The sequence below is a fragment of the Dokdonia sp. R78006 genome, from assembly GCF_042466145.1.
Classification (GTDB): Bacteria; Bacteroidota; Bacteroidia; order Flavobacteriales; family Flavobacteriaceae; genus Dokdonia.
Genome location: NZ_JAXHBU010000001.1, coordinates 286,789 through 306,651 on the forward strand (window position 1 = coordinate 286,789; position 19,863 = coordinate 306,651).

Annotated in this window: 34 protein-coding genes; 1 reads left to right on the plus strand and 33 read right to left on the minus strand. The window is 37.6% G+C overall.

The window, feature by feature from the left end; translation table 11 throughout:
- Nucleotides 1–42 precede the first annotated feature (42 nt).
- From SJY37_RS01340 to rpsL, 33 genes are all read right to left on the minus strand, one after another.
- Nucleotides 43–759, minus strand: a complete 717-nt coding sequence (locus tag SJY37_RS01340) for a hypothetical protein (RefSeq protein ID WP_298328831.1) — start codon at nt 757–759, stop codon at nt 43–45.
- A gap of 154 nt (nt 760–913) precedes the next feature.
- Nucleotides 914–1,387 (minus strand): 50S ribosomal protein L17, encoded by a 474-nt coding sequence (rplQ, locus tag SJY37_RS01345; protein WP_298328834.1) that lies wholly within the window; start codon nt 1,385–1,387, stop codon nt 914–916.
- 57 nt (nt 1,388–1,444) lie between these two features.
- On the minus strand, nt 1,445–2,437 hold the full coding sequence (locus SJY37_RS01350) for a DNA-directed RNA polymerase subunit alpha (RefSeq protein ID WP_013751347.1): 993 nt from the start codon (nt 2,435–2,437) through the stop codon (nt 1,445–1,447).
- A gap of 25 nt (nt 2,438–2,462) precedes the next feature.
- Complete coding sequence (gene rpsD, locus SJY37_RS01355) at nt 2,463–3,068, minus strand: 30S ribosomal protein S4 (RefSeq protein ID WP_013751346.1); 606 nt, start codon at nt 3,066–3,068, stop codon at nt 2,463–2,465.
- Nucleotides 3,069–3,155: 87 nt separating this feature from the next.
- The gene (rpsK, locus tag SJY37_RS01360; protein WP_013751345.1) at nt 3,156–3,539 is read right to left on the minus strand and encodes a 30S ribosomal protein S11; all 384 of its coding nucleotides are present in this window, start codon (nt 3,537–3,539) and stop codon (nt 3,156–3,158) included.
- A gap of 9 nt (nt 3,540–3,548) precedes the next feature.
- A complete protein-coding gene (rpsM, locus tag SJY37_RS01365; protein ID WP_013751344.1) occupies nt 3,549–3,923 on the minus strand; it encodes a 30S ribosomal protein S13 in 375 nt (124 codons plus the stop codon).
- A 5-nt stretch (nt 3,924–3,928) separates the two neighbouring features.
- Nucleotides 3,929–4,045 (minus strand): type B 50S ribosomal protein L36, encoded by a 117-nt coding sequence (gene ykgO, locus SJY37_RS01370; protein ID WP_010519235.1) that lies wholly within the window; start codon nt 4,043–4,045, stop codon nt 3,929–3,931.
- A gap of 17 nt (nt 4,046–4,062) precedes the next feature.
- Nucleotides 4,063–4,278, minus strand: coding sequence for a translation initiation factor IF-1 (infA, locus tag SJY37_RS01375; RefSeq protein ID WP_013751343.1), 216 nt, complete (start codon nt 4,276–4,278; stop codon nt 4,063–4,065).
- A complete protein-coding gene (gene secY, locus SJY37_RS01380) occupies nt 4,278–5,630 on the minus strand; it encodes a preprotein translocase subunit SecY (protein WP_013751342.1) in 1,353 nt (450 codons plus the stop codon). Before secY ends, infA begins: the two co-directional genes overlap by 1 nt.
- 13 nt (nt 5,631–5,643) lie before the next feature.
- The gene (rplO, locus tag SJY37_RS01385; protein WP_013751341.1) at nt 5,644–6,096 is read right to left on the minus strand and encodes a 50S ribosomal protein L15; all 453 of its coding nucleotides are present in this window, start codon (nt 6,094–6,096) and stop codon (nt 5,644–5,646) included.
- Between the two features lie 12 nt (nt 6,097–6,108).
- The gene (gene rpmD / locus SJY37_RS01390; protein WP_013751340.1) at nt 6,109–6,288 is read right to left on the minus strand and encodes a 50S ribosomal protein L30; all 180 of its coding nucleotides are present in this window, start codon (nt 6,286–6,288) and stop codon (nt 6,109–6,111) included.
- Between the two features lie 10 nt (nt 6,289–6,298).
- The gene (gene rpsE / locus SJY37_RS01395; protein WP_013751339.1) at nt 6,299–6,823 is read right to left on the minus strand and encodes a 30S ribosomal protein S5; all 525 of its coding nucleotides are present in this window, start codon (nt 6,821–6,823) and stop codon (nt 6,299–6,301) included.
- Between the two features lie 5 nt (nt 6,824–6,828).
- A complete protein-coding gene (gene rplR / locus SJY37_RS01400) occupies nt 6,829–7,185 on the minus strand; it encodes a 50S ribosomal protein L18 (protein ID WP_013751338.1) in 357 nt (118 codons plus the stop codon).
- 11 nt (nt 7,186–7,196) lie between these two features.
- Nucleotides 7,197–7,739 (minus strand): 50S ribosomal protein L6, encoded by a 543-nt coding sequence (gene rplF, locus SJY37_RS01405; RefSeq protein ID WP_298328852.1) that lies wholly within the window; start codon nt 7,737–7,739, stop codon nt 7,197–7,199.
- Between the two features lie 20 nt (nt 7,740–7,759).
- Nucleotides 7,760–8,158 carry a 30S ribosomal protein S8 gene (gene rpsH / locus SJY37_RS01410; RefSeq protein ID WP_013751336.1) on the minus strand — a complete coding sequence of 133 codons (399 nt, stop codon included), beginning with the start codon at nt 8,156–8,158 and terminating at the stop codon, nt 7,760–7,762.
- An 86-nt stretch (nt 8,159–8,244) separates the two neighbouring features.
- Complete coding sequence (gene rpsN, locus SJY37_RS01415; protein WP_013751335.1) at nt 8,245–8,514, minus strand: 30S ribosomal protein S14; 270 nt, start codon at nt 8,512–8,514, stop codon at nt 8,245–8,247.
- Between the two features lie 3 nt (nt 8,515–8,517).
- Entirely contained in the window at nt 8,518–9,069 is a 552-nt protein-coding gene (gene rplE, locus SJY37_RS01420) for a 50S ribosomal protein L5 (RefSeq protein WP_013751334.1), read from the minus strand.
- A gap of 2 nt (nt 9,070–9,071) precedes the next feature.
- Nucleotides 9,072–9,383, minus strand: coding sequence for a 50S ribosomal protein L24 (gene rplX / locus SJY37_RS01425; protein WP_013751333.1), 312 nt, complete (start codon nt 9,381–9,383; stop codon nt 9,072–9,074).
- Nucleotides 9,384–9,396: 13 nt separating this feature from the next.
- Nucleotides 9,397–9,765 (minus strand): 50S ribosomal protein L14, encoded by a 369-nt coding sequence (gene rplN, locus SJY37_RS01430; protein WP_013751332.1) that lies wholly within the window; start codon nt 9,763–9,765, stop codon nt 9,397–9,399.
- Nucleotides 9,765–10,022 (minus strand): 30S ribosomal protein S17, encoded by a 258-nt coding sequence (gene rpsQ, locus SJY37_RS01435; RefSeq protein ID WP_013751331.1) that lies wholly within the window; start codon nt 10,020–10,022, stop codon nt 9,765–9,767. Before rpsQ ends, rplN begins: the two co-directional genes overlap by 1 nt.
- Nucleotides 10,023–10,033: 11 nt before the next feature.
- A complete protein-coding gene (gene rpmC, locus SJY37_RS01440; RefSeq protein WP_013751330.1) occupies nt 10,034–10,222 on the minus strand; it encodes a 50S ribosomal protein L29 in 189 nt (62 codons plus the stop codon).
- A gap of 11 nt (nt 10,223–10,233) precedes the next feature.
- On the minus strand, nt 10,234–10,656 hold the full coding sequence (gene rplP, locus SJY37_RS01445; RefSeq protein ID WP_013751329.1) for a 50S ribosomal protein L16: 423 nt from the start codon (nt 10,654–10,656) through the stop codon (nt 10,234–10,236).
- 21 nt (nt 10,657–10,677) lie between these two features.
- Nucleotides 10,678–11,400: a 30S ribosomal protein S3 gene (gene rpsC, locus SJY37_RS01450; RefSeq protein WP_013751328.1), complete on the minus strand. Its 723-nt coding sequence runs from the start codon at nt 11,398–11,400 to the stop codon at nt 10,678–10,680.
- 4 nt (nt 11,401–11,404) lie between these two features.
- The gene (gene rplV / locus SJY37_RS01455; protein WP_013751327.1) at nt 11,405–11,815 is read right to left on the minus strand and encodes a 50S ribosomal protein L22; all 411 of its coding nucleotides are present in this window, start codon (nt 11,813–11,815) and stop codon (nt 11,405–11,407) included.
- Nucleotides 11,816–11,821: 6 nt separating this feature from the next.
- Nucleotides 11,822–12,103 carry a 30S ribosomal protein S19 gene (rpsS, locus tag SJY37_RS01460; protein ID WP_108876871.1) on the minus strand — a complete coding sequence of 94 codons (282 nt, stop codon included), beginning with the start codon at nt 12,101–12,103 and terminating at the stop codon, nt 11,822–11,824.
- 6 nt (nt 12,104–12,109) lie between these two features.
- Nucleotides 12,110–12,934, minus strand: a complete 825-nt coding sequence (rplB, locus tag SJY37_RS01465) for a 50S ribosomal protein L2 (protein WP_013751325.1) — start codon at nt 12,932–12,934, stop codon at nt 12,110–12,112.
- A 9-nt stretch (nt 12,935–12,943) separates the two neighbouring features.
- On the minus strand, nt 12,944–13,234 hold the full coding sequence (gene rplW / locus SJY37_RS01470) for a 50S ribosomal protein L23 (RefSeq protein ID WP_013751324.1): 291 nt from the start codon (nt 13,232–13,234) through the stop codon (nt 12,944–12,946).
- 6 nt (nt 13,235–13,240) lie between these two features.
- Nucleotides 13,241–13,870, minus strand: coding sequence for a 50S ribosomal protein L4 (rplD, locus tag SJY37_RS01475; protein WP_013751323.1), 630 nt, complete (start codon nt 13,868–13,870; stop codon nt 13,241–13,243).
- Nucleotides 13,870–14,481 (minus strand): 50S ribosomal protein L3, encoded by a 612-nt coding sequence (gene rplC, locus SJY37_RS01480; protein WP_108876872.1) that lies wholly within the window; start codon nt 14,479–14,481, stop codon nt 13,870–13,872. Before rplC ends, rplD begins: the two co-directional genes overlap by 1 nt.
- Before the next feature lie 154 nt (nt 14,482–14,635).
- Entirely contained in the window at nt 14,636–14,941 is a 306-nt protein-coding gene (gene rpsJ / locus SJY37_RS01485; protein WP_013073266.1) for a 30S ribosomal protein S10, read from the minus strand.
- Between the two features lie 11 nt (nt 14,942–14,952).
- Nucleotides 14,953–17,079 carry an elongation factor G gene (fusA, locus tag SJY37_RS01490; protein ID WP_298328891.1) on the minus strand — a complete coding sequence of 709 codons (2,127 nt, stop codon included), beginning with the start codon at nt 17,077–17,079 and terminating at the stop codon, nt 14,953–14,955.
- 3 nt (nt 17,080–17,082) lie between these two features.
- Complete coding sequence (gene rpsG / locus SJY37_RS01495; protein ID WP_013751319.1) at nt 17,083–17,559, minus strand: 30S ribosomal protein S7; 477 nt, start codon at nt 17,557–17,559, stop codon at nt 17,083–17,085.
- Nucleotides 17,560–17,584: 25 nt separating this feature from the next.
- Nucleotides 17,585–17,959: a 30S ribosomal protein S12 gene (rpsL, locus tag SJY37_RS01500; RefSeq protein WP_013751318.1), complete on the minus strand. Its 375-nt coding sequence runs from the start codon at nt 17,957–17,959 to the stop codon at nt 17,585–17,587.
- Nucleotides 17,960–18,190: 231 nt separating this feature from the next.
- Between rpsL and SJY37_RS01505 the strand changes: the two genes are divergently transcribed.
- Nucleotides 18,191–19,837 carry a POTRA domain-containing protein gene (locus tag SJY37_RS01505; RefSeq protein WP_298328897.1) on the plus strand — a complete coding sequence of 549 codons (1,647 nt, stop codon included), beginning with the start codon at nt 18,191–18,193 and terminating at the stop codon, nt 19,835–19,837.
- Nucleotides 19,838–19,863: the final 26 nt, after the last annotated feature.

Here is a 19,863-nt window from a genome sequence, read left to right on the forward strand (position 1 = left end):
TGAATATACTCTTTTTAAAAAAGAATAGTTTTACCACTGACGTTAATTAGAAGAAGATCTAAGCGTGCTTAATTTTGAAAACATTTTCTTCAAATCATGATCTTCTTTATAGGACAACTTATTTTCTTTAATATATTGAACCATTACATCCTCATAATCATTGAAAATAGAGAGTACAGAGGACTTCTTTGGCTTAAATTTCTTAAACTCTCCTTCACTTATAAGATAATAGTTCGTATTACTTACATATTCATCAGGCTCTTGTCCTACTTGTATATCAAATTTTCCTTCTCTTATTCTGACGTTATGGTCTTTCAACAAAGAGAGGTCATCAGATTCGTATATAACTTCCATTAATCTAGATATATTATCTTGAGGATTTAAAGTTCTTTTGAAAATTAAATCATTTATACTAACAGAACTGACAACAAATTGATTTACATCTAATAGATACTCTCCCTCTTTAAAAGAAAATGTCCCTCGTTCCATATCAAAGTTTACATTACGTACGTCTATAACTTGCTTATTCTGCGTTACTACTCTAGCAGAGCTAAACCAATTGTCGAATAAAAACTTATCACCCTCTATCTTAGTTGCAGACTTAAATGTTCTGCCCGAATAATTACCTCCATCAAAATTGACCAATGACCCATCGATAGCTTGATTAGAATTCAAGCTAGACATAAACGTAACATCTTCAGATTGACAGAATGCTGTTAGGGAATTAATAAGTAAAACGGAGATCAAGAAATATTTCATAACTATACAGTTGTTTTGTTTACCAATATAATGCGCTAGCAACGGAATTCAATAGGGATTCGAAATCTTAACAAGATATTATGACTCTTTTGAAATCAAAAAAGGCCCTGCTTAATAGCAAGGCCTTTTTAAAACTGTTTAGATAAAAAATTATCTATTCTTCTTCGTTAGAAACTTTTTCTTCCGTTGCAGCAGGTGCTACAGCTTCAGCTTTTTTACTTCCACGACGAGTATTCTTCTTTTTTGCTGGTTTACCTGGGCTATAAATCTCGTTGTAATCAACAAGTTCTATCATTGCCATATCAGCATTATCCCCAAGACGGTTACCCATCTTGATAATACGAGTATAACCTCCTGGGCGATCACCAATCTTTGCCGCTACATCTCTGAATAATTCAGTTACTGCATCTTTTTGGCGAAGCTTTGCAAAAACGATACGACGATTATGAGTAGTATCTTCTTTTGACTTTGTGATCATTGGCTCAACAAACTGCTTTAAAGCTTTTGCCTTTGCCACTGTCGTGTTTATTCTTTTATGTTCAATTAAAGAACAAGCCATGTTTGCAAGCATAGACTTTCTATGTGCAGTCTTTCTCCCTAAGTGATTAAATTTCTTTCCGTGTCTCATTGTAATATGTATTTTCCCGCTTTCGCGAAAGCGCTAATGCATTTCTGCTATAGCTAACTAGTCTTTATCTAATTTATACTTAGCTAGATCCATTCCAAAACTAAGGCCTTTTACATTTACAAGCTCTTCAAGCTCAGTAAGTGACTTTTTACCAAAGTTTCTAAATTTCATCAAGTCATTTTTGTTATAAGAAACAAGATCTCCTAATGTTTCTACTTCTGCAGCTTTTAAACAGTTAAGCGCACGAACGGAAAGATCCATATCGATAAGCTTTGTTTTAAGCAACTGACGCATGTGTAGAGATTCTTCATCATAAGTTTCAGTCTGAGCTATCTCATCTGCCTCTAAAGTGATACGCTCATCTGAGAATAACATAAAGTGGTGGATAAGTGTCTTAGCAGCTTCAGTAAGAGCTTCTTTAGGATGAATAGATCCATCAGTGATGATTTCAAAAACTAATTTTTCATAATCAGTTTTCTGCTCAACACGATAGTTCTCTATACTATATTTTACATTACGGATAGGAGTATAAATAGAGTCTGTAAAGATAGTTCCAAGAGGTGCATTAGACTTCTTGTTCTCTTCAGCAGGTACATATCCACGTCCCTTTTCGATAGTAATTTCCATATTAAGATTTACTTTCTTGTCCATGTTTGCTATCACCATATCAGGATTAAGCACTTGGAAACCAGAAATAAATTTTTGGAAATCACCAGCTGTTAATTGATCTACACCAGATAATGAAATTGTTACAGTTTCGTTATCTATCTCTTCTATTTGTCTTTTAAAACGTACTTGCTTAAGATTAAGGATGATTTCTGTAACATCCTCAACTACTCCAGCCAATGTAGAAAACTCGTGATCTACACCTTCTATACGTACAGATGTAATTGCAAAACCTTCTAATGAAGATAACAATACACGACGTAAAGCGTTTCCTACGGTTAAACCGTAACCTGGTTCTAAAGGTCTAAACTCAAATTTACCTTCAAAATCAGTAGAGTCAATCATAATGACTTTATCGGGCTTCTGGAAATTTAATATTGCCATATCGGTTTTCTAGCTTTAGTGGTTATTACTTAGAGTACAGCTCGACGATGAACTGGGTATTGATGTTTTCAGGAATCTGAAGACGTTGTGGTATTGCCACAAAAGTACCTTCCTTCTTATCGTTGTTCCAAGAAATCCACTCGTAGACGTTACTTGAATTTTGAAGAGAGTTAGAGATTACTTCTAAAGATTTAGACTTCTCACGTACCGCAACAACATCACCAGGCTTAACCTGAAATGAAGGAATGTTTACGATGCTTCCGTTTACAGTAATGTGACGGTGCCCTACTAATTGACGTGCACCACTTCTAGAAGGAGACATTCCCATTCTGTGTACAACATTATCAAGACGACACTCACAAAGTTGAAGTAAAACTTCACCTGTAATTCCTGGAGCACGATTTGCTCTGTCGTACATGTTTCTAAACTGACGCTCAAGGATACCGTAAGTATACTTTGCCTTTTGCTTTTCAGCTAATTGTACAGCGTATTCAGATTTCTTTCCTCTACGTCTGTTGTTTCCGTGTTGCCCTGGAGGGTAATTTCTTTTTTCAAAAGATTTGTCTTCTCCGAAGATTGCTTCGCCAAATTTACGAGCGATCTTTGTTTTGGGACCAGTATATCTTGCCATTTTAAATGTATTTGTTGAGGGTGATTAGAAATTAAGGTCAATCCTTTGCTAATCGTTCTCCCTCGAGATATTAATTATAATTTATTATTAAACGCGACGTCTCTTAGGAGGACGACAACCGTTGTGCGGCATTGGAGTGATATCAATAATCTCAGTCACTTCAATTCCACTGTTATGTACAGCACGTATAGCAGACTCACGTCCGTTACCTGGGCCTTTAACATACACTTTTACTTTACGAAGGCCAGCTTCGTGAGCAACCTTAGAACAATCTTCTGCAGCAGTTTGAGCAGCATACGGAGTATTCTTTTTAGAACCTCTGAAACCCATTTTACCGGCAGATGACCAAGAGATAACATCTCCTTTCTTGTTTGTTAACGAAACTATGATGTTATTAAAAGAAGCAGTAATATGAGCTTCCCCAACTGATTCTATAACAACCTTACGTTTTTTTGCAGTTTGCTTTGCCATTATGCCTTATTATTTAGTTGCTTTCTTCTTGTTTGCAACTGTTTTACGCTTTCCTTTTCTAGTACGAGAATTATTCTTTGTACGTTGTCCTCTTAAAGGAAGACCCACACGATGACGAATACCACGGTAACAACCGATGTCCATCAAACGTTTAATGTTCAAAGAAACTTCTGAACGAAGTTCTCCTTCTATTGTAAATGTACCAACAGCATCACGTATGCGACCTATTTCGTCGTCATCCCAATCAGATACTTTTTTATCTTCTGATACATTAGCAGCTGCAAGAATTTCTTCTGCTCTGCTCTTTCCGATTCCAAAGATGTACGTTAATGCAATTACACCTCTCTTTTGTTTTGGGATATCTATCCCTGCAATTCTAGCCATAACTATTAACCTTGTCTTTGTTTAAACCTAGGATTCTTTTTGTTGATTACGTATAATCTTCCTTTGCGACGAACGATCTTGCAATCGGCGCTTCTTTTTTTAATGGATGCTCTTACTTTCATATCCAGCTTTTTTCCGCTTAATAGCGGTAAGTTATACGAGCCTTTGATAAATCGTAAGGACTCATTTCTAATTTTACTTTATCTCCAGGTAATAATTTTATATAGTGCATACGCATCTTACCTGAGATATGCGCTGTCACAACGTGACCATTTTCTAACTCTACTCTAAACATTGCGTTAGACAATGCTTCGATTATAGATCCATCTTGCTCTATTGCTGCTTGCTTTGCCATTATGCTACTGCTTTTCTGTTTTTACCTGATTTCATAAGACCATCGTAGTGCTTATTCAAAAGATAAGAATTTACTTGTTGCATAGTATCTATAGCTACACCAACCATAATTAATAGTGATGTACCTCCATAAAACAATGCCCATCCTTGTTGCATACCTAAAACATTAACTGCTACTGCAGGAAATATAGCGATTAGAGCAAGAAACACAGAACCCGGAAGGGTAATCTGAGACATTATTCTATCTAAATATTCAGCAGTTTCAGACCCTGGACGTATACCAGCTATAAAGCCACCACTACGTTTTAAATCATCTGCCATTTTATTAGTAGGTACTGTGATTGCTGTATAGAAATATGTAAATACAATAATCAATAGTGCAAACACAAGGTTATACCAAAATCCAAAAATGTTATTTCCGAAGTTGGTTTGTAACCAAGTTCCAGCAGTTGTATCTGCCAAGAAACTTGCTCCACCTATCAACCCAGGTACAAACATTATTGCTTGTGCAAAGATAATAGGCATTACCCCAGAAGCGTTAAGTTTTAGTGGTAAAAATTGTCTACTACCAAAAACATTTTTTTCGTAGGCTCCAGTCGCTGTTCTTCGTGCATATGAAACCGGAACTTGACGTACTGCCATTACAAGTAAAATACATAGTAGGATAATAACAAACCAAATCACTAACTCTATGAGTATCATAATCAAACCACCGTTAGACTCAGTAACACGAGCTACCCATTCTTGTACAAATGATATAGGCATTGTTGCAATAATACCCACCATAATTAAAAGTGAAATACCATTACCGATACCTTTATCTGTGATTTTTTCACCTAACCACATAGCAAAAACACAACCTGTAACTAAAATAAATACAGATGATATATAGAATGTAGGCGTTAAACCCATTACAAAAGCGCTAGAAGGAACTCCTAATGCAGGTAAAGCAGCAAGATATCCTGGCGCCTGTAATAAACATATTGCAATAGTTAACCATCTAGTTATTTGGTTAATTTTGCGACGTCCACTTTCACCTTCCTTTTGTAGCTTCTGCAGATAAGGTATTGCTATACCCATTAACTGCACCACAATAGAAGCAGATATATATGGCATAATCCCCAACGCAAAAACAGATGCATTAGAAAATGCACCACCTGTAAATGCTGCTAGAAGACCTAACAAACCTTGATCAGTACTATCCTGCAAGCCCCCTAATTGAGAAGCATCTATACCAGGTAGTACTACTTGAGCACCAAAACGATATACGAGGAGAAGTGTGAGCGTAAGGAGTATTCTATTCCTTAGCTCATCAATCTTCCAGATATTCTTTATTGTATCTATAAATTTCATCCTCTTATATCGATTATAACGTTACAGCTTCACCGCCAGCAGCTTCAACAGCAGCCTTTGCAGTTGCAGTAAATTTATGTGCAGATACTTTAATTTTCGCTTTAAGCTCTCCTCTACCTAATATTTTTACTAGATCGTTTTTACCAACTAATCCAGCTTCCATAAGAGATTCTATAGATACTTCTTCTGTCAGGCGTCCAGCATCAACATACTCTTGTAGCGTATCAAGGTTTACACCCGCATACTCTTTTCTGTTGATATTTGTAAATCCAAATTTAGGAACACGACGTTGAAGTGGCATTTGCCCTCCTTCAAAACCAATTTTCTTACTGTATCCTGAACGAGACTTCTGTCCTTTGTGTCCACGACCAGCCGTACCACCTTGACCAGTTGCCTGACCACGACCTTTACGACTATCGTTTTTCTTAACAGCTCCTTTTGCAGGCCTTAAGTTATTTAACTCCATCTGTTATTTATATTAAGCTTCCTCTACAGAAACTAAGTGACTAACTTTACTTACCATACCAAGGATGTTAGGTGTATTATCATGCACCTTTACCTGGCCTATTTTTCTCAATCCAAGAGATTCTAAGATTCTCTTTTGGTTTTGAGTGCGGTTTATTGCACTCTTAACCTTTGTTACTTTGATTTTTGCCATTGTCCTTGATTTATCCTTTAAACACTTTATCTAGTGTGATACCACGTTGCTTTGCAACAGTCTCAGCACTTCTTAACTTAAGTAAAGCATCAAAAGTTGCCTTTACTACGTTATGTGGGTTTGAAGATCCTTGATTCTTTGATAATACATCATGTATACCAACTGACTCAAGTACTGCACGTATTGCACCACCCGCGATAACTCCAGTACCCGCTGCTGCAGGTAATAAAAGTACACGAGCTCCTCCAAATTTACCTTTCTGTTCGTGAGGTATAGTTGCTTTATTTAATGGAATACGAACTAAGTTTTTCTTAGCATCTTCCATAGCCTTTGCGATTGCAGAAGCTACTTCTTTAGACTTTCCTAAACCGTGACCTACTACTCCATTCTCATCACCTACTACAACAATAGCAGAAAATCCAAAAGCTCTACCTCCTTTAGTTACCTTAGTAACACGCTGTACACCAACTAAACGATCTTTAAGATCTAACCCAGATGGTTTTACTAACTCTACGTTTTTATAATCTTGATACATACTTCTTAGAATTTAAGACCGCCTTCTCTTGCGCCCTCTGCTAGTTGTTTAATTCTTCCGTGATATAAGTAACCACCTCTGTCAAATACTACAGCCTCTACTCCAGATTTTGTAGCTTTTTCAGCGATTGCCTTACCTACAAGCTTTGCAGTTTCAGTCTTACTTGATTTTGCAGCTGCGATATCTTTATCACGTGACGATGCTGCCATAATAGTTTTCCCCGTAAGGTCATCTACTAACTGAGCATAAATCTCTTTATTACTTCTAAATACACAGAGTCTTGGTCTCTCCGCAGATCCAGAAATAGTCTTACGAATTCTAAGATGAATTCTATTTCTTTTTTCACTTTTTGATAATGCCATTTCTCTATGTATTATGCAGATTTACCTGCTTTTCTTCTAATTATCTCTCCTACAAACTTGATACCTTTACCTTTGTAAGGTTCTGGTCTGCGGAAACCGCGTATTTTTGCAGCTACCTGTCCTACAAGTTGTTTATCATGTGAAGTTAATTTTATAATAGGATTTTTTCCTTTATCAGAAACTGTTTCCACTTTTACTTCTGGAGCTATATCCAAAACTATATTGTGAGAAAATCCTACTGCAAGATCAAGCTTATTACCTTGGTTACTTGCTCTATAACCTACACCTACAAGTTCTAATTTCTTTTCAAAACCGTTAGATACACCTTCAATCATGTTTGCAATCAAAGACCTGTATAGTCCGTGCTTTGCACGAACATCCTTCTTATCTGAGTCACGCTCAAGAGTAATAGTTCCGTCTTCGATTTTAATATCTATACCAGAGTACTCTTGCGTAAGCTCGCCTAATTTTCCTTTTACCGTTACAACACCGTCTGCTACGTTTACCGTAACACCATCTGGAACTGTAATTGGGCTTCTACCTATTCTTGACATCTTGTTGTCTTTTTATCTGATTAGTAAACGTAACAAAGTACCTCTCCTCCAACATTGTGTTGAGCCGCTTGCTTACCTGTCATAACTCCTTTAGAAGTTGAAACAATAGCAATTCCCAGTCCATTCAATATACGAGGTATCTCTGTTGATGAAGAATATTTACGCAAACCAGGCTTACTTATTCTTTGTATATCCTTAATAACAGCTTCTTTAGTAATGCGATCATACTTCAAGGCAATCTTGATAGTATCCTGCGCCTTACCTTCTTCAAACTTGTAGCTAAGAATGTACCCTTGGTCAAATAAGATTTTAGTCATCGCCTTCTTAAGGTTTGATGCTGGAATCTCGACCACTCTGTGATTTGCTGCCGATGCGTTACGCACACGTGTCAGGAAATCTGCAATAGTATCTGTATTCATTTAATTATAGTTACGGTAGTGGTTTTCTCTAGTCTCGCTTTCGCGAAAGCATAAAAAGAACCTTCTACCAATTTATACTCTTTGTATTACCAGCTCGCTTTCTTAACTCCTGGTATTAATCCTTGGTTTGCCATTTGACGAAACATCACACGTGATAATCCGAACTGACGCATATAACCCTTAGGACGACCTGTAAGTTTGCAACGATTGTGCTGACGTATAGGTGAAGCGTTCTTAGGTAACTTTTGCAATCCTTCGTAATCTCCAGCTTCTTTTAAAGCCTTACGTTTCTCAGCATATTTTGCAACTGTTTTAGCACGCTTTACCTCACGGGCTTTCATTGATTCTTTAGCCATATCTTAATTCTTTTTAAAAGGTAAACCTAGTTCTGCAAGTAATGATTTTGCTTCCTTATCAGTTTGAGCAGAAGTTTGAAAAGTGATGTTCATACCATCTATTTTCTTGATTCTATCAATATTGATTTCAGGAAAGATAATCTGTTCAGTAACTCCCATACTGTAGTTACCACGACCATCAAAACCAGTAGCATTGATTCCGTTAAAGTCACGCACACGTGGTAGTGCAGATGTAACAAGTCTATCTAAAAACTCATACATGCGTTCTCCACGTAAAGTAACTTTGGCACCAATAGGCATTCCTTTACGTAATTTAAATGTCGCAACATCCTTCTTAGACATTGTCGAGATAGCTCTCTGTCCTGTGATAAGCGTAAGCTCCTCAACAGCATTTTCTACAAGCTTCTTATCTGCAACCGCAGCTCCAACACCACGAGATACTACAATCTTATTAAGACGAGGTACCTGCATAATATTTTTGTAACCAAACTCTTCTTGAAGGGCTGGCGTTACGCGGTCTTTAAACTCTTGTTTTAGTCTTGGTACGTATCCCATCACTATAATATTTCGTTGTTAGACTTTGCAAAGCGTACCTTCTTATCTCCTTCCATACGGTAACCTACTCTCGTAGTCTTACCATCCTTATCCATCAAAGATAAGTTAGAAATTTGAAGTGGCGCTTCTTTTTCTTTAATTCCACCTTGAGGATTTGCGGCGCTAGGCTTTTCGTGCTTCTTCACCATGTTAACACCCTCAACGATTGCTTTGTTCTTCTCGATAAATACTTTTACGACTTTACCTTCAGATCCTTTATGATCTCCAGCAATAACCTTAACTGTATCTCCCGTTTTTATTTTAAGCTTTGTCATCTTATTGTCTGTATTAAAGCACCTCTGGTGCTAATGATACAATCTTCATAAACTGTTTGTCACGAAGCTCTCTTGCTACTGGTCCAAATACACGAGTACCGCGCATCTCACCTTGAGCATTTAAAAGAACACAAGCATTATCATCAAAACGGATATATGATCCATCTGGACGACGTACTTCTTTCTTAGTACGTACAACTACTGCTGTAGATACGGCACCTTTTTTAATTTGACCGTTAGGTGTAGCATCTTTTACAGACACTACAATCTTATCTCCTACAGAAGCATATCTTCTTTTAGTACCTCCTAATACACGGATAGTCAAAACTTCTTTTGCCCCAGTATTATCTGCTACTTTTAATCTTGATTCTTGCTGTAACATTACTTCGCTCTTTCAATGATTTCTACTAGTCTCCAAGTCTTTGATTTACTCATAGGACGTGTTTCCATGATCCTAACTGTATCTCCTTCGTTGCAGTCGTTTGTTTCGTCGTGTGCTACATACTTCTTCGTCTTTAAAACGAATTTACCATACATAGGGTGCTTTACTTTTTTCACTTCAGCAACAACGATAGACTTTTGCATCTTGTTACTAGTTACTACACCGACACGCTCTTTTCTTAAATTTCTTTTTTCCATCTTAAGCAGCGTTATTGTTCTCTTTTAGTTAATTCAGTTGCAATTCTAGCGACTGTACGTCTCATAGAACGCAGTTGAATAGGATTGTCAAGTGGAGAGATAGCGTGCGCCATCTTAAGATCCATGTAAGATCTTTTTGCTTTTCCAAGCTCTTCTTGCAATTCTGCTACAGATAATCCTTTTACCTCTGATTGTTTCATAGTACTATAATTTATTCAGCTGAAAAATCTCTAGCTACGACATACTTAGTTCTTACTGGAAGTTTTTGAGCTGCAAGACGTAACGCCTCTTTTGCTACTGGTTCTGGAACCCCTCCTAATTCGAACATAATGCGTCCTGGTTTTACAACTGCTGCCCAATATTCTACAGCACCTTTACCTTTACCCATACGTACCTCTAAAGGCTTCTTAGTAATAGGCTTATCTGGGAAGATCTTAATCCAAAGAGTTCCCTCTCTTTTCATGTAACGTGTTGCTGCTATACGAGCTGCTTCTATTTGTCTCGCAGTTACAAAAGATGAATCGAGTGATTTTATACCAAACTGACCATTAGAAAGCAAATGCCCTCTATTAGCTAGTCCTTTCATACGACCCTTCTGCTGCTTGCGGAATTTTGTTTTTCTAGGCTGTAACATTTTTTACTGTCTTTTTAAAAATTACTTTCTACGACGTGGTCCACGGTTGTCCTTACGACCTCCACCACCTTTTCCAGACTTGCTATTTTGCAGTCCTACTAAAGGAGAAAGCTCTCTCTTGCCATATACTTCACCTTTCATGATCCATACTTTGATACCCAATCTACCATAAGTAGTGTGAGCTTCAACCAAAGCATAATCTATGTCGGCTCTAAAAGTAGATAAAGGAATACGCCCATCTTTATAAGACTCTGAACGCGCCATTTCAGCACCATTCAAACGTCCAGAAATCTGGATTTTAATACCCTCAGCATTCATACGCATCGCTGCTGCGATAGCCATCTTAATTGCACGACGGAAAGAAATTCTTCCTTCAATCTGACGAGCAACACTTTGACCTACCAGAAATGCATCAAGCTCTGGACGTTTAATCTCGTGGATATTAATTTGCACTTCTTTACCTGTGAGTTTCTTAAGCTCTTCTTTCAACTTGTCTACTTCCTGGCCACCTTTCCCGATAATAATACCAGGTCTTGCTGTAGTAATAGTAACGGTTACAAGTTTAAGCGTACGCTCAATTATAACTCTAGACACACTAGCTTTGCTTAAACGAGCGTGAATATAACGTCTAATCTTATCGTCTTCGGCAAGTTTATCACCGTAGTCATTACCTCCGTACCAGTTAGATTCCCATCCTCTGATTATTCCAAGGCGATTTCCGATTGGATTTGTCTTCTGTCCCATCTAATTAATTGCTTTGTGTGTTATCTTTTGCTCCAAGAATCACTGTTACGTGATTAGAACGTTTTCTAATTCTGTGCGCGCGACCCTGTGGTGCTGGACGTAGTCTTTTCAACATTGTTCCAGAATCAACTTTGATCTCTTTAATAAAAAGATTAGCATCTTCGATACTAGCATCTTCATTCTTAGCTTCCCAGTTTGCAACTGCAGAAAGAACAAGTTTCTCAACTTTACGTGATGCTTCTTTATTACTAAATTTCAACAACTGAAGTGCTCTCTCCACTTGCGTACCTCGTACCATATCTGCTACAAGACGCATTTTACGTGGAGAGGTAGGGCAGTTATTCAATTTCGCGAAAGCGATAGACTTATTAGCCTCTTTGCGACGATTAGCCGCTTCTTTTTTACGAACTCCCATCTCCTGTTATCTTTTACCTTTATTTTTCTTATCAGCTCCGTGCCCTCTGTAAGAGCGCGTAGGTGAAAATTCTCCTAGCTTATGCCCTACCATGTTCTCAGTAACATATACTGGTACGAACTGGCGACCATTATGTACCGCAATAGTTTGCCCCACAAAATCCGGAGTAATCATAGAAGCTCTAGACCAAGTCTTAATGACAGTCTTTTTATCGCCTTCTACGTTTGCAGTAACTTTCTTTTCTAACTTATAGTGAACGTAAGGTCCTTTTTTTAATGAACGTGCCATATCTTATTATTTCTTTCTACGTTCTACAATATACTTATTACTCGACTTCGTCTTAGAACGCGTTCTGTAACCCTTAGCAGGCACACCATTACGGTTTCTAGGATGACCTCCAGAAGATTTACCTTCTCCACCTCCCATTGGGTGATCGACAGGGTTCATAACTACTGGACGTACACGTGGACGACGACCTAACCAACGACTTCTACCAGCTTTACCAGATACAAGTAACTGGTGATCACTATTAGATACAGCACCTATTGTTGCCATACACGTTGATAAGATTAATCTTGTCTCTCCAGAAGGAAGTTTTACCGTAGCAAACTTACCATCACGAGCCATTAACTGAGCAAATGAACCAGCCGAACGCGCCATAACAGCACCTTGACCTGGACGTAACTCAATACAAGATATTATAGTTCCCAAAGGAATCGCCGAAAGCGGCATAGCATTACCAATCTCAGGAGCTACACTTGCACCAGAAACTAAGTTCTGACCAACTTGCAAACCATTCTGAGCGATAATATAACGCTTCTCACCATCTTGATAATCAAGAAGAGCGATAAACGCCGTTCTATTTGGATCATATTGGATTGACGCAACAGTTGCAGGAACTCCTTCTTTGTTACGTTTAAAATCGATAATACGGTAACGTTTTTTATGACCTCCACCAACTTGGCGTATGGTCATCTTACCCGTATTATTTCTACCTCCTGAGCGTTTTTTCGGAGCCAATAGGCTTTTTTCCGGCTTATCAGTTGTAATCTGGTCGAAACCATTTACAACTCTAAATCGCTGCCCTGGAGTGATAGGTTTTAATTTTCTTACTGACATTTTGTTGTCTTAAATGTTGTTATAAAAATCTATTGTATCACCTTCCGCCAACTGTACAATTGCCTTTTTAATAGCATTTGTTTTACCAGTAAGAACACCAGACTTCGTATGACGAGACTTGCGATCCGGGCGGACATTCATTGTGCGAACTTTTTCAACTGAAACACCATAAGCAGCTTCTACCGCTTTCTTAATTTCAACCTTATTTGTTCTCATACTCACTTCAAAAGTAAAACGATTCATTTCCTCGCTATCTTTTGTTGCTTTTTCTGTAATAACAGGCTTTATTAAAATACTCATCGTGTCTTATTTTGCTAAATTTGCTTCAACACCTTCTAAAGACCCTTCTAAGAACACAACGTTGTTTGCATTCATTATTCCGTAAGTGCTTAATTCTGAGCTTTTTACGACTTTAGCGGTCTTTAAATTGCGCGACGACAAATATACGTTATTATTTGACTCTCCCAACACTATAAGTGACTTTTTATTCTCTAACCCTAAGGCTTTCAAAACATTCACAAAATCTTTCGTTTTTGGAGCGTCTAGATTAAAATCTTCTATTACAGTGATTGCGTTATCGTTAGCCTTAATTGTAAGTGCCGAACGACGTGCAAGTCTCTTCAATCCTTTGTTTAATTTGAAAGAGTAATTTCTAGGTCTTGGTCCGAACATACGTCCTCCTCCTCTAAAAACACCAGACTTGATACTACCCGCACGGGCTGTACCAGTTCCTTTTTGCTTCTTGATCTTACGAGTAGAACCCGCAATCTCTGCTCTTTCTTTAGACTTGTGCGTTCCTTGACGTTGGTTTGCAAGAAATTGCTTAACATCTAAATACACAGCATGCTTGTTTGGTTCAATTCCAAAAACAGCATCAGAAAGGTCTGCCTTTCTCCCTGTTTCTTTTCCTTTGATATCTACAACTGCTATCTTCATTACTTCTGAATGATTACATAAGCATTTTTGTGACCAGGAACACATCCTTTCACTACAAGTAGATTCTTTTCAGCAACTACTTTCAATACTTTAAGATTTTGAACTTTGATTTTGTCACCACCCATACGACCTGCCATACGCATTCCTTTGAATACACGTGCAGGGTAAGATGCTGCCCCAATTGAACCTGGCGCTCTAAGACGGTTATGTTGACCGTGAGTAGCTTGTCCAACACCACGGAAACCGTGACGCTTTACAACTCCTTGAAAACCTTTACCTTTTGAAGTTCCCGATACATCGACAAATTCTCCTTCAGCAAAATGATCTACAGTGATTGCATCTCCTAATTTAAACTCTCCTTCAAATCCTTGGAACTCGACAACTTTACGCTTAGCAACAGTTCCTGCTTTTTTGGCGTGGCCAGCAGCAGCTTTGTTTGCCTTCTTAGCGTCATCGAAACCAAGTTGAAGGGCTTCATACCCGTCAGCTTCTGTGGTTCTGACTTGGGTGATAACGCAGGGACCTGCTTCGATAACGGTACATGGAATGTTTTTTCCATTCTCGTCAAAGATGCTAGTCATACCTACTTTCTTTCCGATTAACCCAGACATAATTATAAATATTTGTTATTAAAAAAATCTATTCTAAAAAAAACAAGGCCGAACACGTTCGACCTTGAATGTGTGTTTCCGTTTTTCCCTCGCACGCAGCTCAGGACAAATTAGTGTGGTAATTAATACGCTTTCGCGAAAGCGTAAATACCTATCACACCTTAATCTCTACCTCTACTCCAGATGGTAACTCTAATTTCATCAAAGCATCAATAGTCTTTGAAGAAGAAGAATAGATATCTAGTAAACGCTTGTAAGAGCTAAGCTCAAACTGCTCACGAGATTTCTTGTTTACGTGTGGAGAACGTAATACAGTAAAGATTTTCTTATGTGTTGGAAGAGGAATAGGTCCTGTTACTACAGCTCCTGTTGTCTTCACAGTCTTAACAATCTTCTCAGCACTTTTATCTACTAAGTTGTGATCGTAAGATTTTAGTTTAATTCTAATTTTTTGACTCATTTCCTTAGTAATTAATCGTTTGTACCTTTAGATGCTGCAATAACTTCTGCTGCAATGTTTGCAGGAGTTTCCTCGTAGTGAGAGAATTCCATAGTAGAAGTTGCACGTCCAGATGATAGTGTACGTAGCGTAGTTACATAACCAAACATCTCAGAAAGTGGCACTGTTGCCTTAATAGTCTTTGCACCAGCACGGTCACCCATACTTGACATTTGACCACGACGACGGTTCAAATCCCCTACAATATCACCCATGTTCTCTTCTGGCGTAATCACCTCAAGTTTCATGATAGGCTCCATTATAACAGCTTTGGCAGCTTTTGCAGAGTTTTTAAATCCAAGTTTAGCAGCAAGTTCAAAAGAAAGTTGATCAGAATCCACATCGTGGTAAGATCCATCTCTCAATGTTACTTTGATTGCATCAACTTCGTAACCAGCAAGAGGTCCGTTTACCATTGCCATTTTGAATCCTTTCTCAATAGATGGAATAAATTCCTTAGGAACGTTACCACCCTTAATTACTGATTCAAATTGTAATCCTACAACACCTTCGTCTGCAGGCTCAATTGTAAATACGATGTCAGCAAATTTACCACGTCCACCAGATTGCTTTTTGTAAGTTTCTCTGTGTTCTGCAGCTCTTGTAATTGCCTCCTTATACTCAACTTGTGGTTGACCTTGGTTAACCTCTACTTTAAATTCTCTTCTTAAACGGTCTACAATTACATCTAAGTGAAGCTCACCCATTCCTGATATAATAGTTTGACCTGAAGCCTCGTCTGAACGCACTGTAAACGTAGGATCCTCTTCAGCAAGTTTTGCTAAGCCCATTCCTAATTTATCTACATCTGCCTTAGTCTTAGGCTCAACCGCGATACCGATTACCGGATCTGGGAAGTCCATAGATTCTAAAACAATAGGGTGCTTCTCATCAGAAAGTGTATCTCCAGTCTTAATAGACTTAAAACCTACAGCTGCTCCAATATCTCCAGCTTCTATATAATCAATTGCATTTTGCTTGTTAGCGTGCATTTGATAGATACGTGAGATACGCTCTTTTTTACCAGAACGATTGTTTAATACATAAGATCCAGCATCTAAACGACCTGAGTACGCTCTAAAAAATGCAAGACGCCCTACAAAAGGATCTGTTGCAATTTTAAATGCAAGTGCAGCAAAAGGCTCCTTTACATCTGGCTTACGTAATTCTTCTTTTTCTGTATCTGGATTTACACCTACGATACCTTCCTTATCCATAGGAGAAGGCAAGTAACGACAAACAGCATCAAGAAGGAATTGAACTCCTTTATTCTTAAATGCAGATCCACAGATCATAGGAATGATAGACATATCCATTACAGCAGCACGAAGCGCAGCGTGCACTTCATCTTCTGTAATTGAATCCTCATCTTCCATATATTTTTCTAGCAAGTTTTCATCATACGCAGCAACTTCTTCAATAAGTTTACCACGAAGCATTCTTGCTTCTTCTTTTAAATTTTCTGGAATATCAACAACATCAAAAGTTGCTCCCATTCCTTCTTCATGCCATACAATAGCACGGTTCTTAACAAGATCGACAATTCCTTTAAAATCTTCTTCGTCACCTATGTTAAGAACGATAGGCACAGCATTTGAACCTAACATTTCCTTAACCTGAGTACAAACCTCTAAGAAGTTTGAACCTTGGCGGTCCATTTTATTTACAAAACCAATACGTGGCACTTTGTAATTATCTGCAAGTCTCCAGTTAGTTTCTGATTGTGGCTCAACACCATCAACAGCACTAAACAAGAATACTAAACCATCAAGTACACGTAAAGAACGATTCACCTCTACAGTAAAATCAACGTGACCAGGAGTATCAATAATATTAAAGTGATAATCCTTAGTATCAGGAAGCGTTTGCGCGTTCTCCATTGGAAACTTCCAAGTACAAGTAGTAGCAGCAGAGGTAATTGTAATACCACGTTCCTGCTCTTGCTCCATCCAGTCCATTGTTGCAGCACCATCATGCACTTCACCAATCTTGTGACTTACACCTGTATAATAAAGGATACGCTCTGTAGTCGTAGTTTTTCCAGCATCAATGTGAGCTGCAATACCTATATTTCTAGTAAATTTTAAGTCTCTAGCCATTTCTTAGAATCTAAAGTGTGAGAATGCTTTGTTTGCTTCTGCCATCTTGTGTGTATCAACACGCTTCTTTACAGCAGCACCTTCCTCCTTTGCAGCAGCAAGAATCTCTGCCGCAAGTTTTGCAGCCATTGATTTCTCATTTCTCTTACGAGAAAAACTAATTAACCACTTCATAGCCGTAGAGATCTTACGATCTGGGCGGATTTGGTTTGGGATCTGATATGTTGCCCCTCCTACACGACGACTACGTACTTCTACGTGTGGCATCACATTAGATAAAGCATCTTTCCACAATTCAAGAGCAGTTTTCTCTTCATTTGTGTTTTTTTCTTCTACGATATCAATTGCATCATAAAAAACTTTGAATGCAGTAGACTTCTTACCACTCCACATCATCATGTTAACGAAACGAGTCACTAACTGATCGTTAAATTTCGGATCTGGAAGAATTGGTCTCTTCTTGGCCTGTTTTTTTCTCATTACTTCTTCTTAAAGTGTTGTTGATTTACTTCTTAGGGCGTTTTGCACCGTACTTAGATCTCGATTGCGTTCTTCCTGCAACACCAGCGGTGTCTAAGGCTCCACGTACAATGTGATATCTAACTCCTGGCAAATCTTTTACCCTTCCACCTCTTACCAATACTATCGAGTGCTCTTGTAAATTGTGTCCTTCACCACCGATGTATGCATTCACCTCTTTACCATTTGTTAAACGAACACGCGCAACTTTACGCATAGCCGAGTTTGGTTTTTTAGGTGTAGTCGTGTAAACACGAGTACATACGCCACGTCGTTGTGGGCACGATTCAAGGGCAGCAGATTTACTCTTCTTGGTAATCTTGGTTCTTCCTTTACGTACTAATTGTGAAATTGTTGGCATAATTTCTTTCTACCTAATTGTTAATTTTCTTAATCTACCCAAATTTAGGGTTTGCAAAAGTAAGAATAATTTACTAACCATCAAACCCACTTTCATTAAAATTTAGAAAAAGTTCTGAATACCAAAAAACTAACATACTTTCGTAATCCTAAATTCGTTTAAAAACGACACTAAAAATATCACTTGAAACTACTCTATCTATTTTTAATTATTTTCTTTGTCAGACAACATATGTCTGCGCAAAAAAATGATGCAAGAATACAATTAGAAATACAAAGTAATTTTCCATCAGAATCTGCTATTCTGGATAACACAAATTACAAGACTACATTTAAAGATAAACAGTCTGCACTAAATGAACTCCAAAACCTAAACACGCAATTACAAAATTTAGGGCACCTAGACAGCACTTATAAGTTAACTACAAAAAATGACACCTTATATATTGCCACATTCCTTCTAGACAAACCCTACCCATACATAACTTTAAAAATCAAAAAAAACAAAGACCTCGAGAGTTATATAACACAGACAGGATATAGAATTAAAAATGACAGCATAACTATAGAGACCGCTTTCGCGAAAGCGTACTTAAAAAAATTAAGCTCCATAGCATCAAACAACGGAAATCCTTTTGCTACATTTCAAATAGCCAACATCACCAAAACAACACAACACAATCTTGAAGGAACACTCAACTATTCTTTTGAAAACAGAAGAACAATTGATAGGATCGAAATTGAAGGATACACTAATGTCCCGAAAAGCTTTCTCAAACATAGCGTCAAATTAAAGGAAGGCGAAATATTTAACCGTGAGAAACTGAATAAACAGAGCAAGGAACTCTCGTCTCTTCCTTTTGTAAATCAAACTAAAACTCCGCAAGTACTTTTTAATCCGGACAGCACAATAGTTTACCTTTATTTAGAACGTAAAAATGTCAATAAATTTGATGGCTTTCTAGGTTTTGCAAATGAGGAAGACAACTCTTTTAGCTTAAATGGGTATCTCGACCTACTCCTTACAAACAACTTTAATTATGGAGAAACATTCATTTTAAATTACAAAGCAGATGGAGGCGATCAATCGCAGCTCCATTTAAAGACCAAACTACCTTACCTTCTCAAAAGTCCACTAGGAATTGAAGCATCTCTCAACCTCTTTAGAAAAGACAGCACATTTTCCACAACACAACAGTCCCTAGATTTAGTTTATCAACTAAATCAAAAAAACCACCTTACACTAGGATACGAATCTGAACAATCAGAAAATCTTAACGACAACACCATTACTCAACTTGTAAATCTTGAAGACTTCACCTCTAAAAGACTAACAACATCATTTACACACCAAAATCTATCTACTGATTTATTTTTTCCAACAAAAAGACGTTTACACTTTAGAGCTGCTTTTGGAAATAGAGAAATTACAGAAAGCTTAGACAAACAAATATCTCTTACTGCTATACTAGAAAATGAATTTACCTTAAATGATAACCACTCCATATTTGCAAAAAATACCACACAATATTTAATCTCTAACAATTTCTTAACAAACGAACTTTATCGTTTTGGCGGAATTTTAACTCTTAGAGGATTTGAAGAGAATAGCCTTTTAGCAAACTTTTATAACACCCTAAATACAGAGTATAGATACAAACTGAACGATGGCATCTACATCAACTCAATTTTAGACCTTGGCTACCTCGAAAATCGCATTGAGAAGACAAAGCGAAAACTCTATAGTTTTGGCTTAGGCACTGGCATTCAGACCAAAGCAGGAATACTAAAATTAAACATTGCAAATGGTCTATTTGATAATCAGGACTTTAGATTTTCAGACACTAAACTTCATATAATTTTAGAAGTAAACTTCTAATAAAAGAATAAAAAACGACTTCCATT

Bases quoted from the DNA above. Each gene is read 5' to 3' on its own strand.
- SJY37_RS01340 (WP_298328831.1), bottom strand. From the start codon at position 759: ATGAAATATTTCTTGATCTCCGTTTTACTTATTAATTCCCTAACAGCA.
- rplQ (WP_298328834.1), bottom strand. From the start codon at position 1,387: ATGAGACACGGAAAGAAATTTAATCACTTAGGGAGAAAGACTGCACAT.
- SJY37_RS01350 (WP_013751347.1), bottom strand. From the start codon at position 2,437: ATGGCAATATTAAATTTCCAGAAGCCCGATAAAGTCATTATGATTGAC.
- rpsD (WP_013751346.1), bottom strand. From the start codon at position 3,068: ATGGCAAGATATACTGGTCCCAAAACAAAGATCGCTCGTAAATTTGGC.
- rpsK (WP_013751345.1), bottom strand. From the start codon at position 3,539: ATGGCAAAGCAAACTGCAAAAAAACGTAAGGTTGTTATAGAATCAGTT.
- rpsM (WP_013751344.1), bottom strand. From the start codon at position 3,923: ATGGCTAGAATTGCAGGGATAGATATCCCAAAACAAAAGAGAGGTGTA.
- ykgO (WP_010519235.1), bottom strand. From the start codon at position 4,045: ATGAAAGTAAGAGCATCCATTAAAAAAAGAAGCGCCGATTGCAAGATC.
- infA (WP_013751343.1), bottom strand. From the start codon at position 4,278: ATGGCAAAGCAAGCAGCAATAGAGCAAGATGGATCTATAATCGAAGCA.
- secY (WP_013751342.1), bottom strand. From the start codon at position 5,630: ATGAAATTTATAGATACAATAAAGAATATCTGGAAGATTGATGAGCTA.
- rplO (WP_013751341.1), bottom strand. From the start codon at position 6,096: ATGGAGTTAAATAACTTAAGGCCTGCAAAAGGAGCTGTTAAGAAAAAC.
- rpmD (WP_013751340.1), bottom strand. From the start codon at position 6,288: ATGGCAAAAATCAAAGTAACAAAGGTTAAGAGTGCAATAAACCGCACT.
- rpsE (WP_013751339.1), bottom strand. From the start codon at position 6,823: ATGTATCAAGATTATAAAAACGTAGAGTTAGTAAAACCATCTGGGTTA.
- rplR (WP_013751338.1), bottom strand. From the start codon at position 7,185: ATGGCATTATCAAAAAGTGAAAAAAGAAATAGAATTCATCTTAGAATT.
- rplF (WP_298328852.1), bottom strand. From the start codon at position 7,739: ATGTCAAGAATAGGTAGAAGCCCAATTACAGTTCCAGATGGTGTTACG.
- rpsH (WP_013751336.1), bottom strand. From the start codon at position 8,158: ATGAATACAGATACTATTGCAGATTTCCTGACACGTGTGCGTAACGCA.
- rpsN (WP_013751335.1), bottom strand. From the start codon at position 8,514: ATGGCTAAAGAATCAATGAAAGCCCGTGAGGTAAAGCGTGCTAAAACA.
- rplE (WP_013751334.1), bottom strand. From the start codon at position 9,069: ATGGGATACGTACCAAGACTAAAACAAGAGTTTAAAGACCGCGTAACG.
- rplX (WP_013751333.1), bottom strand. From the start codon at position 9,383: ATGACAAAGCTTAAAATAAAAACGGGAGATACAGTTAAGGTTATTGCT.
- rplN (WP_013751332.1), bottom strand. From the start codon at position 9,765: ATGTTACAGCAAGAATCAAGATTAAAAGTAGCAGATAATACTGGGGCA.
- rpsQ (WP_013751331.1), bottom strand. From the start codon at position 10,022: ATGGAAAAAAGAAATTTAAGAAAAGAGCGTGTCGGTGTAGTAACTAGT.
- rpmC (WP_013751330.1), bottom strand. From the start codon at position 10,222: ATGAAACAATCAGAGGTAAAAGGATTATCTGTAGCAGAATTGCAAGAA.
- rplP (WP_013751329.1), bottom strand. From the start codon at position 10,656: ATGTTACAGCCTAGAAAAACAAAATTCCGCAAGCAGCAGAAGGGTCGT.
- rpsC (WP_013751328.1), bottom strand. From the start codon at position 11,400: ATGGGACAGAAGACAAATCCAATCGGAAATCGCCTTGGAATAATCAGA.
- rplV (WP_013751327.1), bottom strand. From the start codon at position 11,815: ATGGGAGTTCGTAAAAAAGAAGCGGCTAATCGTCGCAAAGAGGCTAAT.
- rpsS (WP_108876871.1), bottom strand. From the start codon at position 12,103: ATGGCACGTTCATTAAAAAAAGGACCTTACGTTCACTATAAGTTAGAA.
- rplB (WP_013751325.1), bottom strand. From the start codon at position 12,934: ATGTCAGTAAGAAAATTAAAACCTATCACTCCAGGGCAGCGATTTAGA.
- rplW (WP_013751324.1), bottom strand. From the start codon at position 13,234: ATGAGTATTTTAATAAAGCCTGTTATTACAGAAAAAGCAACAAAAGAT.
- rplD (WP_013751323.1), bottom strand. From the start codon at position 13,870: ATGAAGATAGCAGTTGTAGATATCAAAGGAAAAGAAACAGGGAGAAAG.
- rplC (WP_108876872.1), bottom strand. From the start codon at position 14,481: ATGTCTGGGTTAATCGGAAAGAAAGTAGGTATGACTAGCATCTTTGAC.
- rpsJ (WP_013073266.1), bottom strand. From the start codon at position 14,941: ATGAGTCAAAAAATTAGAATTAAACTAAAATCTTACGATCACAACTTA.
- fusA (WP_298328891.1), bottom strand. From the start codon at position 17,079: ATGGCTAGAGACTTAAAATTTACTAGAAATATAGGTATTGCAGCTCAC.
- rpsG (WP_013751319.1), bottom strand. From the start codon at position 17,559: ATGAGAAAAAAACAGGCCAAGAAGAGACCAATTCTTCCAGATCCGAAA.
- rpsL (WP_013751318.1), bottom strand. From the start codon at position 17,959: ATGCCAACAATTTCACAATTAGTACGTAAAGGAAGAACCAAGATTACC.
- SJY37_RS01505 (WP_298328897.1), top strand. From the start codon at position 18,191: ATGTCTGCGCAAAAAAATGATGCAAGAATACAATTAGAAATACAAAGT.